This window comes from uncultured Campylobacter sp., from assembly GCF_938030145.1.
Lineage (GTDB): Bacteria > Campylobacterota > Campylobacteria > Campylobacterales > Campylobacteraceae > Campylobacter_B.
The window spans coordinates 1-16877 of record NZ_CALHGM010000021.1 but is presented as its reverse complement, the minus strand read 5'-3'; the positions used below and the strand labels follow the sequence as shown (position 1 = coordinate 16877).

The window sequence follows — 16877 nt, the reverse complement described above, 5'->3', positions numbered from 1 at the left end:
CAGTGCCGTGCGAGACACCGTTTTGTAAAAGCTCGAGCGCGATTTGCGCGCATTTTTGCTCGGCCTCCTTTTTGCTTGCTCCCACGGCGGATGAGAGCCGCCTGCCGCCAACAAGCGCCGCCATTTCGAAGCTTTTTTTGTGATCGGGGCCGCTCGAGCCTAAAAGAACATATTCGGGCGTGACGCCGAATTTTGCCTGCGTGAGCTCTTGCAGCGCGGTTTTGTAGTCTCGCACGAGCTCGTTAAAGCTTATGCGCGGATAGAGGATTTCTAAAATTGCAGTCGCGATGCGGGCGGTGTTTTGCAGCCCGCTCTCAAGATAGACGGCGCCCATTATCGCCTCAAACGCGTCCGAAAGCAGCGATGGCTTCTCGCGTCCGCCGTTGCGCTCCTCGGATAGCGACATATTCAGGTTCTCGCCGATGCCTAAAAATTTTGCAAATTTAGAAAAGCTGCTTTCGTTCACGAGCGCGGCGCGCAGCTTGCTCAGATCGCCCTCGTCGCTGCTAAATTTTTTGAAAAGATACTCGCCGACGATCAGATCCATCACCGCATCGCCTAAAAATTCCAGTCTCTCGTTGTTGTGTCCGTTTTTGGCGCTTTTGTGCGTAAGAGCGATCTTGAGGTGGGTTAAATTTTTAAATTTGTAGCCCAGTTTTTCTTGTAATTTTTCTAAATTTTGCATTATCAACCTTTTTATAAAATTCTACGAAATCCGCGGCGGTCCGCACGCAAACGACATCTGGCGCAAACAAAACCTACGCAAGCGAAACGAACGCGAGCAGGACCTGCGCTAAATTTGTATTAACGCCGAATGAAACGCGCTAGTGCCAATCTGCGACGAATAAAATTTAAACGTGCCCGCCAATTCTAATGCAAACCGCGCCGAAGCTCGCCTGCCGCGAATTTAATTCTCGCCAAAAACGCGCCTGCTTTCAAATATAAGAACCCAATTGCGTGAACGAGCGCACTAAAACCGGCTTCGGGCGATAAAATTTACGCCGAAGCGGCTCTGCGTGCAAAGCAAACGCGGGTAATCTATGCTAAATCCGCGTAACCGCAAACTTCGCCGCAGAATTTCAGCCCTTTATCGCTTCTGCAGCTGCGCGAGCCATAGCGTCGCACTCCTCGTTTTGCGGATGACCAGCATGCCCTTTGACCCACGAGGCCTTGATCTCGTGAGGCGCCGCCGCCGCAAGGTATCTGCGCCACAGATCCGCGTTTTTCTTGCCCTTAAAATCGGTAACGACCCACTTTGCGAGCCAGGAATTTATCGCCTTTACGACATATTCACTATCGGTAAAAAGCTCGACGCGGCAGGGCTGCTTAAGCGCGCTAAGCCCCATTATAGCGGCTGTTAACTCCATTTGATTATTAGTCGTCATCGCTTCTGCGCCGCTTGCCTTTTTTATCGCGTCGCCGTATTGCAGTATGTAAGCCCAGCCGCCCGCTCCAGGGTTTCCGAGGCAGCTGCCGTCGCTAAAAAGTTTGACCGATTTCACCGGTTTTCTCCGAAATTTGCGCTCTGATCTCCATGCTACCTAGCTCGTAGCAGACCGGACAGCGGTGCGAGAAAAGCCCCACCGAGCTTTTGCACTTCGCGCAGGTGTAGCTAAAGCTAAGCCCCGCGTCCTCAAAGCCCGCGTCTTTCATAGCCATAAGCGCGTTGATCTCAAAAATTTTACTCGCGCTCTGCGGCTTTTGATCGCTTTTTCCAAGCGCGTAAAAAAGCGCATTGTACTCCGCATCCTGCGTATTTACCGCCGCAGGGAAATCATAGATCAGATCGATCGCCTGCTCGATCGGCGGGAAGCGGTCAAAGCCCTCCATAGGCTCTTTGTTTTTGATAAAAAGCTCCATGCAAAACCGCCCCGCGCCTTTGAAGTTTAGCTTTGAAATTTTAGCGATTTTCTTGTTAAACGGCGTATTGGCGTCGTTTGCGATGATCTGAGCGCGCTCGAACTGGCTTTGAGCATATACTTCGGCGTCCTGTTCGCGCAGCGCGTCAAGCACCTCAAGCGCCTCATTAAAGCGCTTTAGCCGCTCATAAATCACCGTAAGATGCGTAAGAGCCTCTTTGTTTCTGGGGCGCAGCTTTAGCGCCTGCAAAAATACCTCTTCGGCGCGCCCTAAAAAGCCCGCTTTGAAATATACGATACCGAGATTGGTGAGGATAAACTCCCTCTGCACGCCGCCGCTAGCCTTGCCTAGCGCGATTAGATAAATTTCTATCGCGCGCTCGAAGTCGCCGCTTTTGACGAAAGAGCTAGCCAAAATTCCAAGCGTCGGGATGTCTATTTGCGGGCTTGCTAAAAGCTGTCTATGCTCGGTGCTAAGCGCGTCTAGGGTGTCAAATTTTTTGATGAAATTCTCTAAACTCTGCCTCTCGTTTTTTTTAGAAAAAACTCCCCAGATGTAGCTTAGAATCGACACTAGCAAGATTATGCTTATCAGCATGATAAGCCCGAAAATCGGGTCGCGATCGTCTAAGAAAAAATTATCCAAATCAAACCTCGTCGCAAAAATAAAGGGCAATTATAGCAAAGTGCGGGTATAATTTCGCTTATGATTAAAAACGAAAGCATAGAAAATCTGCTGGCCACCGTAGATATCGTAGACGTCGTAGAAAAATATGTCCCGCTTAAGCGCAGCGGCGCAAATTTCGTGGGCGTCTGCCCATTTCACGACGATTCGCACCCGAGCATGAGCGTGAGTTCAAAGCTTGGAATTTTTCACTGCTTTTCGTGCAAAGCAGGCGGCAACGCGATTAAATTTATCCAAGATTATGAAAAGATAAGCTTTCCAGAAGCGGTCGAAAAGCTTGCGGGGATGTATAATTTCGCGCTGCAATACACCGGCGCCAAAGTCCAGGAGCGCAGCGAAGAGAAAAAGGTGCTCGGGATTTTAAACGCCTATTACCAAAGCTGCCTTTATCAAAACCCCGCCGCCGTAAAATACCTGCACGAGCGCGGCCTAAGCGATGCGACTATTCGCAAATTTGGCCTTGGCTACGCAGGAGCTAGCGCGCAGACGATCAGGGTTTTGCAAAACGAAGAAATTCCGCCGCAAGACGCGCTAAATGCGGGCGCGGTGAAGCAAAACGAGCGCGGGCTCTACGCTAGCTTCATCGAGCGCATCACCTTTCCAATCTACAACCACGCAGGCAAGCTCGTGGGCTTCGGCGGTCGCACGATAAGCGATAATCCCGCCAAATACGTCAATTCGCCGCAGTGCGCGCTGTTTGATAAATCTAAAATTTTCTACGCATTCGACCTTGCTAAAAAAAGCGCGATCGCCAAAAAAACCCTCATCATCACCGAGGGCTATATGGACGTCATCATGCTGCATCAAGCGGGCATCGACAACGCCGTAGCGGTACTCGGCACGGCGCTGACGCCCGCTCATCTGCCGCTTATAAAGCGCGCGGAGCTTAACGTCGTGCTTAGCTTCGACGGCGACGCCGCGGGCATCAATGCGGCGATAAAATCGGCGCGGCTTTTATGCCTGAATAAGATCGACTCAAGCGTCGCTATAATCGGCGGCGGTGCCGATCCTGCGGATATGATAGTCGCAGGCAAGGTGCGCGAGCTAGAGCAAATTTATGCTAGCGGCATGGAGAGCGGGGAGTTTCTGATCCGAAGAATCGCTAAAAAATACGACCTCGCCCGCCCCGTGCAAAAAGAAGCGGCGCTAAATGAGATCAAAGAATTTACCTCAGCGCTCGGCCCCGTGCTCGCCGAGTCCTATCAGAGCCTAGTAGCGCAAATTTTAAACGTTTCGCCGGGCTCATTCAATCTCGCCGCTGGCGGTAAAAATTTCGGCGCGGGCTTTGAGGGGCGAAATTTTAACGAGGGCGGGAGCTTCGGCTCTCGCGATTTCGGCTCTTACGGAGGGCGCGGTGCAGACGGCGGGGGCGGTGCGAGCGGGGGTTTAAACGGCGGAAATTTTATTCGCACGCAAAACACGGCGCGCTATGAAAGCTCTGCGCCGCCTGCGGCTTCGGCGAGGTCCGGGCGGACGCTACTACGCCGCAAGGAGATCGCGGAGCTTCAGATCATAAAATCGATGCTGCTCGATGGCGAGATGGCACAGCTCGGGCTCGGCTGCTTGGAGCGGCGCGATTTTCGCATGCACGGCGATATTTTCGAGGCGTTTTTGGCTTTCGCTCGCAGCGGCGAGAATTTTAAAAATTTCATCGCGGGCGAGGGCGGCAATGTAGACAACGCCTCCGAAAATTTTACCGCGCGCGGTGCGGGAGAAAATTTTATCCGTAGCGAGGGTGTGAATTTAAAAGGCGGCGAGAGCTCTAGCGGGCAAAATTTTATCGGGCAGGGCTCTGCGGACGCCTTAAATTTAAAAGGTTCTGCGCAACAGGGCGCAAACGGCAGCGAGAAGCAAGAGGATACAAATAACGGCGAGAAACGGAGCTCAAACAGCGGTGCAAAGCAAGGCGAGAGGGAAGCCGTAGCTCAAAATGTTCAAAGCACTCAAAATGCCCAAAATGTCCAAAACGCTGAAACCGAAGCCAGCGAAAATCTGCGCGCGCTCGCGCTGGATGATGAAATTTTGCCGATCGGCGGCGCGGCGCTTTTTAACGACGCGTGCAAAATTTTACGCCGCAACGCCCTGCAAGATCTGATGCAAAAGCTCAAAAACTCCGACGCGCCCGACAAGATCGAGCGGATCTTAGAGTATCAAAAAAAGATCAATCAACTCAAGTAAAGGAACGAAATGAAGGCATTGGCGCTCTTTAGCGGCGGGCTTGACTCTATGCTCGCGGTCAAACTTATCGTCTCGCAAGGCATCGAGGTGCTCGCGCTGAATATGGATATCGGATTTGGCGGCAAGGACGATAAGAGCGAGATCATGCGCCGCAGAGCCGCAGCTGCGGGGGCGGATTTTAAAATCGTCGATATCAGAAGCGAATATCTGCGGCAGGTGCTTTTCGAGCCCAAATACGGCTACGGCAAGCACTTCAACCCCTGCATCGACTGCCACGGATATATGTTTAAGACCGCGCTTGCGATACTGCAAAGTGAAGGGGCGAGCTTCATCATCACGGGCGAGGTGCTCGGACAGCGCCCGATGAGTCAGCGCGCGCAGGCTCTAGCTCAGGTCGGCGGGCTTAGCGGCGATGAGGAGGGGCTGATCCTGCGTCCTCTGTGCGCGAAGCTGCTGCCGCCCACGACGCCCGAGATCAAGGGCTGGGTAGATCGCGGCGCCCTACTTGACATCAGCGGGCGCGGGCGCACTAGACAGATGCAGCTGGCGGCAGAGTTTGGCTTCGAGGATTACGAAACGCCCGCGGGAGGCTGTCTGCTGACCGTGCAAAGCTTCAGCGAGCGGATCAAGGATGCGGTAAAATTTGAAAAGATCGAAACGCCCGCGGACGCTGAAATTTTAAAATTCGGGCGCCATCTGCGCTTGCCGGGCGGCGCGAAGCTCATAATCGGACGCGACGAGAGCAACAACAAGAAGCTTGCCGCCGTGCAAAATCCGAAATTTAGCGAGATAAAATTTAAAGATGACGTCGTGGGCGCGCTTAGCCTGCTAAGCAGGGGCGCGAGCGAGGCGGATAGAGAGCTTGCGGCGAGGCTGGCGCTGACCTACGCCAAAACGGACGCCGCGCGCCGCTACACCCTGCTCATAGAGGGCAGCGAGCTGAGCGCAAGCCCATTTGAGAGCAAGGATGCTGCGCGCGAGTATTTTGTGTAAAATCTAAAACCGCCATCCAGGTTGTATTTGATAGGCGTAAAAACGATATATAAGCGCAAGAAGCTGCGATAGCAGATACAAGAGTAAAATTTAAAACGGCGGCGTCTGAAAAACGAGCCGAAAATGCGTCAGGCTCAGAGTTAAATTTAACCGCCGCGAGCGCTAAATTTAAAAGCAAAAGCGAGCAAATTTTTATAAGCTTAAGGAGCGTTTATGGAGTATTTCAAACCGTTTTTCGTAAAGATCGCAGGTCGCGCCAGAGATGACGATCACACGAGCGCGCACGAGCAGGTCATCGCGCCGCTACTGCAAAATGCGCTCACCGCCTATGTCTATAACGGCCGCAAAGATAGCATCGTGGGGGTCTCGGTAGCGTGGAGCACCCGCTAAACTTAAGCGAGTTTAGTTTTCTCGTGCGCGAGCGGGGTAAATTTCGCCTCGACCTTTCGCGCGAATGCGTAAACGGCGCCGAGATCTTTTGGAACGCTTGCAGTTTTAGGCGAGGCTCGGTTATTATTTTGCTCGAGGGAGAGTTTGATTTAGCGCCTATTTTACGCTGCTGTGCCGAGATAAGTATAGACGAAACGCCAAATATGGGCAACAGCCCCTCGGCGACCAAGCTTGCTAAGCGCGCAATGAGCGAGGGGCGGATCGCCGTGCTTTTTAGTGCTGGGGGCGGGATAGAGTGGGTGGATATCTATGCGCCAGGTGCCGTGCGAGATAAAATTTTAAAACTTGCGGATGAGATGAACGGGGATGAAATTTAAAAATTTAAAAACCAAGTTCCGCATTAAATTTCACGCCAGAAAGCATTATGAGCCCCTGTGCGCGCAGACAAAAGCAGAGGTCGCGAAAACAGGTCTCGCCTATCGCCCTCTTCTTCTTGCCAAAAGATAAAACAAAATGATCGCCGCCAAAACCACCGCGATTGCGGCGTAAATTTTGCCCATGCCGCCGTAGCTTTTGGAGTCGTCGCTTAAATACAGATTTATTATCGCACCGTTGTCTGTCGAAATTTCAAGCTTCGCGCCCTTTGCGCCGTTTAGCTTTACGCGCAGCATATTCGCCGCGGGGCTTGAAATTTCGGGCTTATCCATAAAAGAGTAGCTGGTTTTGTAGCTTTTCATCAAATCGTTGCAGTCTTTGGGGGCTACGAATATATCGTAAAATGCGCCGTTTTTTACGCTCAGATTTTCTCCACCTTGCACGACGAAATATCTAAATTTAGGCGCTTGCGTGATAAACTCCCACCGTAGCGTTTTTTGCTTGCCGCCCTGCTCGTAATTAAACTCCGCGCCGTATTTGGTGTCAAATTTAAAAACCTCTCTGCTGAAAAGCACGAACTGCCTATCGCTTAAAATGGCGTTAGGATCGGAGTTTTTGTCTAAAATTTTAACGTTTTGAAGCTCCCTGCCGCCTTCGTAAATTTTAAAACTTTTCATCGCTACGGGCGGTCCCTCGGCATTAAATTCCACGCTTACAGGATTTGCGGTGATTTTGCACCCCGGCATGGGGTCCGGAATTTCATTGCTGAAAAACGCAAGCGCAGGCTCGTCGTTCGGGTAGTAGACGTAAGGGCGCGAGTTCAGTGCGGTGGCGCCTTTGAACTTATCCTCCCTCATCCGTAGCGTTTCGTTTTTACACATCCCAAGTAGAAATTTGCCGCTTCCTTCGTCGTTTAAATTTTGCGAGCAAAAGGCGTTGAGGCGCGAATTCCCCATCTCAAAAACGTAGCTGCTTTTTTTGCCGTGTTCAAAATAGCCGATGCCGATCTCATCCGAGGTAAAATCCAAAAAGGCAAATCTATGATAAATCGCGCTAAGTAGCCCGTCGATCGCGCTTTTTAGATCGCTTGAATTATAGGATAAATTTTCCCTCACGACGGCATTATAGCCTGCGTAAAAAGCGCGCTTTGACGGATTTTCACCCGTAAAATTCGGCTTGCCCGGGCTCTCGTCGTGCGACATCGCCTCGTTTGCGACGACATATTTTGCGTGATTAAGCGCAGAGATATTTAAAATTTCATTCTGCGCAAGCTGATTTAGCCCCGATTTTGCGCGCACATTGTTGATGTAGCTTAGCGGATCATCGTAAAAGGAAAAGCCGCTCATCGCAACGAGCGGCTGTTTTAAATTTGAGGGGGTATTTTCGCATGCGGCAAAAAGCGCACAGATCGCCCCGAAGCCCAGGAGCCTAAGCCGTAGGGCCCGCTTTAGCAAACTCGACCCCTTCTTTTACGTCCTCGTAGCGTTTAAAATTCTCTTCAAACATCTTTGCAAGCTTATCGCGCGTGATCTTATATTCCGCCGGGTGCGTCCACGTATTAATAGGATTTAGCAGCTTAGTCTCGACGCCTGCGAGCTCTTTTGGGATCGCGAAGTTAAATTTCTCGAAATTTTCAAATTCGCACTTTTTGATACTGCCGTCAAGGATCGCGTTTATGCATGCACGCGTGGCTTTGATGCTCATTCGCTTGCCCACGCCGTACGCGCCGCCGCTCCAGCCTGTGTTTACGAGATAGACGCTGACGTTGTGCTTGTCGATCTTTTCGCCCAGCAACTTAGCGTAAACGGTCGGGTGTAGCGGCATAAACGGCTCACCAAAGCACGCGCTAAATGTCGCCACGGGCTCGGTGATGCCGCGCTCGGTGCCTGCGACTTTGGCCGTGTAGCCGCTTAGGAAATAATACATCGCCTGCTCTTTAGTAAGCTTTGCGACCGGCGGCAAAACGCCGAATGCGTCGGCTGTTAGGAAGATGATGTTTTTCGGATGGCCGCCCGCAGAGCTTGGCTCGTAGTTATCGATGTGATAGATCGGGTAGCTAACGCGGGTATTTTCGGTCTTGCTGCCGTCTTTGTAGTCCACGATGCCAGCCTCGTTGGCGACCACGTTTTCAAGCAGCGCGTCGCGTTTGATCGCGGCGTAAATTTCAGGTTCGCTGCTCGGGTCCAAATTTATGCACTTCGCGTAGCAGCCGCCCTCGAAGTTAAATATCCCCTCATCGTCCCAGCCGTGCTCATCATCGCCGATTAGCTTGCGGTTTGGATCGGTTGATAGCGTCGTTTTGCCCGTGCCGCTTAGACCGAAAAATAGCGCCGTATCACCGTCCTTGCCCACGTTTGCCGAGCAGTGCATCGACATCTTGCCCGCAAGCGGCAGCCAGTAGTTCATCATCGAAAAAATTCCTTTTTTCATCTCGCCGCCGTACCACGTACCGCCGATAACGGCGACGTTTTCCTCGACATTAAATATAACGAAAACGTCGGAGTGCAGCCTGTCGCTCGCGTAATCTTCGTTTTTGCATTTGCACGCGTTGTAAACGACGAAATCGGGATGAAATTCCGCAAGCTCGCTCTCGCTTGGGCGGATGAACATATTTTTAACAAAATGCGCTTGCCACGCGACTTCAGTTACGAAGCGCACGTTTTTACGGCTGGATTTGCTGGCGCCGCAATAGGCGTCTTGGATAAAGATTTCCTTGCCGCTTAACTGAGCTTTAGCTTTGGCTAAAAGTTTATCGAAAAGCTCTTTTGAGATAGGCTGATTTATCTTGCCCCAGGCGATGTATTTTTGGCTCGGGTCCTGCTTTACGAAGTACTTATCCTTTGGGCTACGACCCGTAAAGATGCCCGTATCGACCATAAAGGTGCCGTTACTTGACACGCGTCCCTCGCCCATAGCCTTTTCAAGCTCGAAAAGCTCGTCGTAGCTTAGGTTGTGGTTGATTTTTTTGATATCTTTAAGGCCTAGTTTATCCAGATCGTTCGGAGTTGTCATTTTGCATCCTTTTTAAATTAAATTTTGATAAAAGATTGCGCTATTATAGCTTAAAATTTAGGTGAGCTCGCTTAAGCACCGAGGATGGTCGCCATGAAATTTAGGCGGAAGCGCCCGCCTAAATTTTAGAGCTTATCTTAAAATCGCAAGCACTTGATCGGCATCGACCGTATCGCCTTGAGCGACTAAAATTTTATCGATTATGCCTTTGCGCGGGCTTTCGATATTTATCTCCATCTTCATCGCTTCAAGAACGATGACATTCTGTCCCGCCTTAACAGCGTCGCCTTCCTTTATTAAAATTTTAAATACGTTGCTAGGAAGCGTCGCTTTTACTTCGTTGCCGTCCGTACCACCTCGCGCGTCAGCAGTGGGCTGCTCGCCGGCGGAGCCTTGCGGCTGCGGCTTTGCGGGCGCTGAGGTATCGAAGCTGACGTCGTATCGATCGCCGTTTACGAGCACGTTTTGCCCGGCGAATTCTACGCTGTAAATTTTGCCGTTAATCTTAACGTCAAATTTGCCATTTTTAGAAATACCGTTTTGATGGCTTGCAGCGGGCGCTACGTCCTCTTTTTTACGACTCATCACCTTGCCCTCGCCCTTTAAAAACGCGATACCCTTTTCTTTGCACGCAAGCGCGATAAATATGTTCTCCTCGCTAGGCTCGATGCCCTGCTCGCGTAGAATCTTCTGCGCATACGCGACGCTCTTGCTCTCGTCGGCATCGGCGATATCTACGGCATGTTTGGTCGTAGGCTGTAGTCCCAGCTGCTCCGCCGCCATCTTAATCACGCCGTCGTCGGGCTTAACGGGCGTTTTACCGAAATAGCCTAGCACCATCTTGCCGTAGCCCTCGGCGATCTTTTTCCACGGGCCGAACATTACGTTGTTAAACGCCTGCTGGAAATAAAACTGACTAACCGGCGTCACGCTCGTGCCGAAACCGCCCTTTTCGACGACTTCGCGCATAGCCTTGATGACGGCCGGGAATTTGTCTAAAATTTTATTATCGCGCATCATCTGAGTATTTGCGGTAAGCGCGCCTCCGGGCATCGGGCTAAACGGAATGAGTGGGCTTACCTGCGTAGCCTCTGGCGGCATGAAGTAATCCTTCAAGCACTCGCCCAAAACCTCTTCGTATTTTAAAATTTTCTCTGCATCCAGCCCCAGGTCGAAATTTTGCCCCTTCGTCGCGTGCAGCAGCGTAAGAATGTCCGGCTGGCTAGTGCCGCCGCTAACCGGATGCGCGGCAAGGTCGATGCCGTCTACGCCCGCAACGAGCGCAGCTTGATAGCATGCGACGCTAACGCCCGCCGTCTCGTGCGTGTGCAGGCGGATATGCACGCCGTCGCCTAAAATTTTACGCGCGCGCTTGATCGTCTCATAGACCTTCTGCGGGCTGCTGGTGCCGCTTGCGTCTTTGAAGCAGACGCTGTCGAACGGGATCTGCGCTTCTAAAATTTGACGCAGAATTCTCTCATAAAACGCCGCGTCGTGCGCGCCGCTGCATCCCGGCGGCAGATCCATCATCGTAACCACGACTTCGTGTTTAAGGCCATGACGATGTATGCACTCGCCGCTAAATTTTAAATTTTCCACGTCGTTTAACGCGTCGAAATTTCGAATCGTCGTCGTGCCGTGCTTGGCAAAAAGCTTGGCGTGCAGATCGATGATCTCGCGGCTGCCGGTATCGAGCGTGACGGTATTTACGCCGCGGCTAAGGGTCTGCAGATTCGCCTCAGGCCCCACGATGCTTCTAAATTTATCCATCATCTCAAAGGCGTCTTCGTTTAGGTAAAAATATAGGCTCTGAAACCGCGCGCCGCCGCCAAACTCGAAGTGTGTGATGCCCGCGTCTTTGGCCGCGCTAACGGCGGGCAGGAAGTCCTCCATCGCCACGCGCGCGCCAAAAACTGATTGAAATCCGTCGCGAAAGGTCGTATCCATAACATCGATAAGCTTTTTAGCCATTTTTAGCTCCTAGGTTAAATTTAGCGTGAATTTTAATATTTCTAGCCTAAAAAAGCTTTTAAACCAAAAACTCCCGGAAAGATTGCGAGCGTTAATAGCACTAGAATTTGCAATAAAATAAAAGGGAGTACGCCCTTATAAATGTCCGTGGTGTGGATTTGCGGCGGCGTCACACCCTTTAAGAAAAATATCGAAAATCCAAACGGCGGCGTCATAAACGACGTTTGTAAATTTACAGCGATTAAGATCGCAAACCACACGGGATTGATATGCAAAGACTCTACTATTGGCAAAAGTATCGGCAAAATGATATATGAAATTTCGACATAATCGAGAAAAAATCCAAGCACTATGATAACTACCATCGTAAGTGCGATAAATCCCCATGCTTGACCGGGCAGATTCTCCATAAAATTTTTTACGACCTCATCTCCGCCCGTGTAAGAAAAAATCATCGAAAATGCCGTGGCGCCCATCAAAATCATAAAAACCATACCTGAAATTTTAGCGGTATTTTTTAGCGCGTCATAGATCAGCCTAAACGAAAACGTGCGGTATAAAACGGCTAGCGCTATCGCACCCAAGCAGCCTACCGACGAGCTCTCCGTAGGCGTAGCGATGCCCGCAAAAATAGATCCCAAGACGAGCAAAATCAGCACAAGCACCGGCACGACGTTTTTAAGCGCGATAAAAATTTGCTTTGATTTGCTAAGCCCCTCTATCGGCGGAACAGGCGGAGCATAATCTTTGCAAATATATGAAATAATCGCGATATAAATCACGTAAAAACCCACTAGCACGAGCCCAGGAATAACTGCTGCAGAAAAAAGATCACCCACAGAAACCGAAAGTATATCGCCTAAAATAATCAGCACGATCGAGGGCGGGATAATCTGCCCAAGCGTGCCCGCAGCAGCGATGGTGCCGGTAGCCAGCGGCTTATCATAGCCGTATTTCATCATCACGGGCAGACTGATGACGCCCATAGCGATGACAGTCGCGCCCACGATGCCCGTCGTAGCCGCAAGTAGCGCGCCCACCAAAACAGTGCTGATCGCCACGCCGCCTCGTACGCCGCCGAATAAAAATGCCATCGACTCTAATAAACGCTCCGCAAGGCGGGTCTTTTGCAAAATCATACCCATCAAAATAAAAAGCGGCACCGAAATTAGCAGCTGATTTTCCATAATCGAGTAAATTCTATTAGGCATCAGTGAAAAAAACTGCCTGCTCATATCCTCGAAAGCTTCGGTTAAAATTTCAAAGCCCTGCGCGTAATCCCACGCCTCACTAAGTCCGTAGATAAAGCCGAAAATCACAGCCACGGCGCCGAACGTAAACGCAACGGGAAAACCGAGTAACAGCATAAAAAGCGCTGCCGCAAACATCACTATGCCTATCATAGCTCGCCACCTTTTATCTTGCCATGGCAAAATTCCGCCCAAGAGCGAAAAGCGTAAAATTTATAGAATTTTAAATTTAAGCTCATTTTGCCTTCACACACTCTGCGCGCCCGAAGAATTCCCACTAAGAAATTCCGAGCCTTTGTTTTCCCTAACATCAAGCAGGGCGTTAATATTTTTAATCAAAAATCCAAATGCGTAGATAAATAAAAACGCGTAGCTAAGTGTGATCGCGGACTTGATGATCCAAAGATGCTGCATGCCGCCGGGATTGGCGCTGGCCTCATGGCTCGTATAAGCCTCGCTCACGTAATCGATCGAAAAGAATGCCACGAGCGCTACGAAAGGCAAAATGAAAAATATCGTGCCTAAGATATTTATGAGCGCTTTTGCAGTGGGACTAAAATTTTCGTAAAAAATATCCACGCGAACGTGGGCATTTTCTTTGAGCGCATAGGTCACGCCGAATAAAAACATCGCCGAATATAGCCACCACGTAAGTTCTTGCATAGCGACGGAATTTGCGGCTGGAAAAAGATAACGCGCCACAACATTGTAAAAAACAACTATAACTAAAAGCGCCAAAAATACGATACTTAATACGCCTAAGATATTTGCGAACACATCAAAAGCCCTTTCTAATTTGCGTAAAAAATTCCTCAAAATTTTACCCTTTGCTTGAAATTTTTGCTATGAAAGCTGGGATTTTAGCAAAAATATCTGCAATTTATTATAAAATTATGCGCGGAAAGGATTTTTATGATTTTAAAATTTCAAAACAGATACTCTAAAAGATTTCTCGCCTTTTGCGCTATTTGGGCGCTTTGTTGGCTAGCATTTTCATATTTTTTCTTGCAAAAATTCCTTTTTATCTATCCGGAAAGCTTTAGCATTCACGTGAGATTCGCGCTTTGCGCCATAGCGCTAGGAGCGGTGATTTTAGCGGTTTGTGGCAAGGACGTTTACGGCGCGATCTGCGGATATGCGGTGTGGTTTTACGGCGCGACGCTGGGCTTCGTATCGTCATTAAATTTAGCTAAAATTCACACGATACTGCGAGGGAGCGGAGATATGAGCGGGATGAGCGGCTGCGGTGGAGCGGTGAGATTTTTAAATTTTGATCTAAGCGCGGTGCCAATTTTTAAGCCGTTTAACAGCTGCGCATTCGACGTACCAGCGGTGCCAACCGATACAACGCTAGACGGACTGCAAGCCAAACTAACGGCGTTTTATAGCGGAGGCTGGTATCTATTCCCGGCAAGTAAAAGCGTGGATCTGGCGCAATTTTGGAGTTTTATCTTTATATTTTTCGCAATTATTTGGATGATTGGAATTTTACTTGGATTTTTGAATAAAAAGGCGTGGGATTTTAAATCCCACGCAAAATAGGTCATTGGACTATAATAAGAGCATTTGAGCTATAGATATTATCTATATTTTTAAGTCCCGGCATACTCCATACCCGATCACATAAGCCATCTCTGCTTTTGGTTAAAGTCACTTGCTCCTTGTTATCATATGTGTATGTAGCGCAGATATGACCTTTAACCTTTATAGGATTTGGCACATTCATCATTTGTGAAAAATCCTGGTTATATTCACCTTGTGCCGTATAGTAACCCATTAAATCGTTGAGTGACGTAGCTACGTTATGCGCTGTCCTCACCACCTCCGCATCATCGCGTGTAGCTGCTAGTTTTGGAATGGCAATTGCCGCCAAAACACCTAAAATCACGATCACGAAAATTAATTCGATCATAGTAAAGCCCTTCATGTTTTTATCCTTTGATAAAAAATTTTTGGACTTATATTATAGAGCGTTTACTATAAATTTAGCTTAAAAATTCTTTGCGAATTCCAACATTTTAGGCAATAATTTTACCGCACTCGCGCCAACCGCTAAATAATGATTATTTATCAGGCTTTTTCCGTTGTAAAGCGGCGCCTTCATCGTCTTTAAATCCACTACCACCCCGCCGCTTTGATGCAGCAAAAAATCCCCCGCCGCGATGTCCCAAAGCGAACAATCGCTAAATCTCGCATACGCGCTCGCACCCCCCTCGGCTAAGATGCAAAATTTTATCGCAGAGCCTTTGCACATTAGTTGCATTCCAAATTTCTGCGCAAATTGCACGTATTTTGCGGATCTGCTATAGTGTCCTTGCATGAAGATTTGCGGCGCACTAGTGGGGCGAGCGAGCAGTACGCCGTTTTTATAAACTCCGCCGCCGTTTGAGCTATATATATCGCCGCTTATAGGGATGCCGATTATCGCTAAAATCGGGCGCCCATGCTCGATCAACGCGATGCAGACGCAAAACTCGCCGTTGCGCGCGATAAACTCCTTCGTGCCGTCCAGCGGATCTATCAGCCAAAATCTCTCCTCGCTCATGCGCCGCTTGCTATCCAGCACGCACTCTTCCGAGCAGATCGCGATACCGCTAGGCTCCAGGGTGCTCATTATTACATCATTTGCCGCGAGATCCGCATTCGTAAGCGGCGATCTATCCGCTTTAAGAAAGATATCAAATTTATCGTAGTTTTGCATTATTGCGGCGTTTGCCTTTTTTGCGGCATCCTCGGCAAGCGCCAAAAGCTCATCCAAACCCACTTTAGCTCCTTAAATTTAACGGTGATTCTATCAAATTTAAAATTCCAAACGTCTAAATTTATGCAAGCAAAAACAGCCGAAATTCCAAAACCCTTTAGAATTTTAATATTCTTTTTTATATAATTGCTAAAATTTTTTAAAGGACCAACATGACCCCAGTCGTATTAGATAGCGTTAAACACGCGGATTTACAGTATCACGCGGATGCATTCCCTACCGCGCCTTTCGTGCCGGTGATCGCACCGGAGATCCCGTTTTGCGCAGATAACCTCGTTATAGTATTTACTATCGAAAAAGAGCCCAAAATGGTGGCGCTGCTAGGGCGCACCAAAAACGTTCTAATCGATAAGGATTATAAAGGAACGGTGCCCTCCTCGGTGCAGAATTATCCGTTTTTCCTAGCCCAGATCGGCGAGCAGACCGTGATCTGCTTCGATAAGGACGCGCAGCAGATCAAAGGCGACGGCGAGGCACTTTTTAAAGATGGTAAGCCGACGCCGTTTTTACAAAATTTAAAAGAGGTGATGAAAAATTACGCCGATTTAGATATGCGCACGCGCGTTGCGGCGGCGGAATTTCAAAAGGCGGGGATTTTAGAGGCCAAGGAGCTCGGCATCAACTCTAGCGGCAAGGAATCGTCTCTGCTGAACGGCTTTTCGGTCGTAAATCGCGAGAAGCTTTTGAAACTAAGCGATAAAAAACTCGCGGATTTCGCGCGCCGCGGATATCTGGAGCTAGCGTATTTCCATCTAAAAAGCCTTGCAAATTTTCAGCGCCTAGGCGATAAGATCATGCAGCTTGATCCGCCGACTGTGCCGAAAGAAGCGAAAAAATAGACGTTTTCGCCTCCTAAGTAGCTCATAATTTTTAGGATTTAATATCGCGGATTTATAAAACTTGCAAAACTTACGATCGTTTCGGGGCTTGAAGTTGCCATAACCGCATGCGAGCTTGAAGCCCTAGGAAACTTTATTCGCGGCTAAACTAAATAAACCGCAAATTTAGTCCTAAAATTTTAGCATAGGGTTTTATAACAAAAATTTTGCAACAACACAGTACGCAAGATTCCACGCTTAAAATTTCAAGCGAGAAATTTTACTATAAAATTATATTAAATTTAAAATTTAATTTAAGTAGATCAATTTATAAAATTTTATCCACACTGCCTAAAACTTTAGTTTTAAATTTAATCCTGCTCTTGCGCCGAAATTCCGCCCGCGATTTATAGAAATTCCCGCGGCTCGTAGATTTGCACGCCGCACGCGTCGCTGCGAGCTGCATTTATCATCGCGCGGGCGATACTTGCGCCGCTAAGCGGTCTAAATTTACCGAACACGCAGGCGGGCAGCAGTTTAAAAAACGCCGCAGCGATCTGCTCTATTGGGCGAGTGTCGAATCTC

15 protein-coding genes and 1 pseudogene are annotated in these 16877 nt (G+C 49.1%); 6 read left to right on the top strand and 10 right to left on the bottom strand.

Annotation, left to right across the window (positions count from 1 at the left end; translation table 11 throughout):
• Positions 1 to 22: 22 nt before the first annotated feature.
• The 3 genes and pseudogenes from rnc to Q0323_RS04580 all read right to left on the bottom strand — a co-directional run.
• A pseudogene (gene rnc, locus Q0323_RS04590) lies at positions 23 to 685 on the bottom strand (ribonuclease III); the annotation flags it as partial.
• A gap of 394 nt (positions 686 to 1079) precedes the next feature.
• Complete coding sequence (gene rnhA / locus Q0323_RS04585) at positions 1080 to 1502, bottom strand: ribonuclease HI (protein ID WP_291938667.1); 423 nt, start codon at positions 1500 to 1502, stop codon at positions 1080 to 1082.
• Positions 1480 to 2505, bottom strand: coding sequence for a tetratricopeptide repeat protein (locus Q0323_RS04580; RefSeq protein ID WP_298051985.1), 1026 nt, complete (start codon positions 2503 to 2505; stop codon positions 1480 to 1482). Before Q0323_RS04580 ends, rnhA begins: the two co-directional genes overlap by 23 nt.
• 60 nt (positions 2506 to 2565) lie before the next feature.
• Here Q0323_RS04580 and dnaG point away from each other — a divergent pair, with 60 nt between their 5' ends.
• From dnaG to Q0323_RS04560, 4 genes are all read left to right on the top strand, one after another.
• Complete coding sequence (gene dnaG / locus Q0323_RS04575) at positions 2566 to 4722, top strand: DNA primase (RefSeq protein ID WP_298051983.1); 2157 nt, start codon at positions 2566 to 2568, stop codon at positions 4720 to 4722.
• Between the two features lie 9 nt (positions 4723 to 4731).
• Positions 4732 to 5715: an argininosuccinate synthase domain-containing protein gene (locus Q0323_RS04570; RefSeq protein WP_298051980.1), complete on the top strand. Its 984-nt coding sequence runs from the start codon at positions 4732 to 4734 to the stop codon at positions 5713 to 5715.
• A gap of 213 nt (positions 5716 to 5928) precedes the next feature.
• Positions 5929 to 6105 carry a hypothetical protein gene (locus tag Q0323_RS04565; RefSeq protein ID WP_298051977.1) on the top strand — a complete coding sequence of 59 codons (177 nt, stop codon included), beginning with the start codon at positions 5929 to 5931 and terminating at the stop codon, positions 6103 to 6105.
• Positions 6090 to 6482 carry a hypothetical protein gene (locus Q0323_RS04560; protein WP_298051975.1) on the top strand — a complete coding sequence of 131 codons (393 nt, stop codon included), beginning with the start codon at positions 6090 to 6092 and terminating at the stop codon, positions 6480 to 6482. The genes Q0323_RS04565 and Q0323_RS04560 overlap by 16 nt, the downstream gene beginning before the upstream one ends.
• 99 nt (positions 6483 to 6581) lie before the next feature.
• On the opposite strand, the gene Q0323_RS04555 is transcribed toward Q0323_RS04560, so the two are convergent.
• The 5 genes from Q0323_RS04555 to Q0323_RS04535 all read right to left on the bottom strand — a co-directional run bounded on the left by Q0323_RS04555 (position 6582) and on the right by Q0323_RS04535 (position 13529).
• A complete protein-coding gene (locus Q0323_RS04555; RefSeq protein ID WP_298051972.1) occupies positions 6582 to 7934 on the bottom strand; it encodes a CAP domain-containing protein in 1353 nt (450 codons plus the stop codon).
• Positions 7909 to 9492, bottom strand: coding sequence for a phosphoenolpyruvate carboxykinase (ATP) (gene pckA, locus Q0323_RS04550; RefSeq protein ID WP_298051969.1), 1584 nt, complete (start codon positions 9490 to 9492; stop codon positions 7909 to 7911). Before pckA ends, Q0323_RS04555 begins: the two co-directional genes overlap by 26 nt.
• A 132-nt stretch (positions 9493 to 9624) precedes the next feature.
• On the bottom strand, positions 9625 to 11463 hold the full coding sequence (locus Q0323_RS04545) for a biotin/lipoyl-containing protein (protein WP_298051967.1): 1839 nt from the start codon (positions 11461 to 11463) through the stop codon (positions 9625 to 9627).
• 41 nt (positions 11464 to 11504) lie between these two features.
• Positions 11505 to 12866 carry a TRAP transporter large permease subunit gene (locus Q0323_RS04540; protein ID WP_297961397.1) on the bottom strand — a complete coding sequence of 454 codons (1362 nt, stop codon included), beginning with the start codon at positions 12864 to 12866 and terminating at the stop codon, positions 11505 to 11507.
• 93 nt (positions 12867 to 12959) lie between these two features.
• Positions 12960 to 13529: a TRAP transporter small permease subunit gene (locus Q0323_RS04535; RefSeq protein ID WP_298051964.1), complete on the bottom strand. Its 570-nt coding sequence runs from the start codon at positions 13527 to 13529 to the stop codon at positions 12960 to 12962.
• A 96-nt stretch (positions 13530 to 13625) separates the two neighbouring features.
• Between Q0323_RS04535 and Q0323_RS04530 the strand changes: the two genes are divergently transcribed.
• Positions 13626 to 14255: a disulfide bond formation protein B gene (locus tag Q0323_RS04530; protein WP_298051961.1), complete on the top strand. Its 630-nt coding sequence runs from the start codon at positions 13626 to 13628 to the stop codon at positions 14253 to 14255.
• A 1-nt stretch (position 14256) separates the two neighbouring features.
• On the opposite strand, the gene Q0323_RS04525 is transcribed toward Q0323_RS04530, so the two are convergent.
• A complete protein-coding gene (locus Q0323_RS04525) occupies positions 14257 to 14640 on the bottom strand; it encodes a type II secretion system protein (protein WP_298051958.1) in 384 nt (127 codons plus the stop codon).
• A gap of 63 nt (positions 14641 to 14703) precedes the next feature.
• Complete coding sequence (locus tag Q0323_RS04520) at positions 14704 to 15477, bottom strand: 3'(2'),5'-bisphosphate nucleotidase CysQ (RefSeq protein WP_298051957.1); 774 nt, start codon at positions 15475 to 15477, stop codon at positions 14704 to 14706.
• A 149-nt stretch (positions 15478 to 15626) separates the two neighbouring features.
• Here Q0323_RS04520 and Q0323_RS04515 point away from each other — a divergent pair, with 149 nt between their 5' ends.
• Positions 15627 to 16313, top strand: coding sequence for a SapC family protein (locus Q0323_RS04515; protein WP_298051956.1), 687 nt, complete (start codon positions 15627 to 15629; stop codon positions 16311 to 16313).
• Positions 16314 to 16877 lie beyond the last annotated feature (564 nt).

Bases quoted from the DNA above. Each gene is read 5' to 3' on its own strand.
- dnaG (WP_298051983.1), top strand. From the start codon at position 2,566: ATGATTAAAAACGAAAGCATAGAAAATCTGCTGGCCACCGTAGATATC.
- Q0323_RS04570 (WP_298051980.1), top strand. From the start codon at position 4,732: ATGAAGGCATTGGCGCTCTTTAGCGGCGGGCTTGACTCTATGCTCGCG.
- Q0323_RS04565 (WP_298051977.1), top strand. From the start codon at position 5,929: ATGGAGTATTTCAAACCGTTTTTCGTAAAGATCGCAGGTCGCGCCAGA.
- pckA (WP_298051969.1), bottom strand. From the start codon at position 9,492: ATGACAACTCCGAACGATCTGGATAAACTAGGCCTTAAAGATATCAAA.
- Q0323_RS04545 (WP_298051967.1), bottom strand. From the start codon at position 11,463: ATGGCTAAAAAGCTTATCGATGTTATGGATACGACCTTTCGCGACGGA.
- Q0323_RS04540 (WP_297961397.1), bottom strand. From the start codon at position 12,866: ATGATAGGCATAGTGATGTTTGCGGCAGCGCTTTTTATGCTGTTACTC.
- Q0323_RS04530 (WP_298051961.1), top strand. From the start codon at position 13,626: ATGATTTTAAAATTTCAAAACAGATACTCTAAAAGATTTCTCGCCTTT.
- Q0323_RS04525 (WP_298051958.1), bottom strand. From the start codon at position 14,640: ATGAAGGGCTTTACTATGATCGAATTAATTTTCGTGATCGTGATTTTA.
- Q0323_RS04515 (WP_298051956.1), top strand. From the start codon at position 15,627: ATGACCCCAGTCGTATTAGATAGCGTTAAACACGCGGATTTACAGTAT.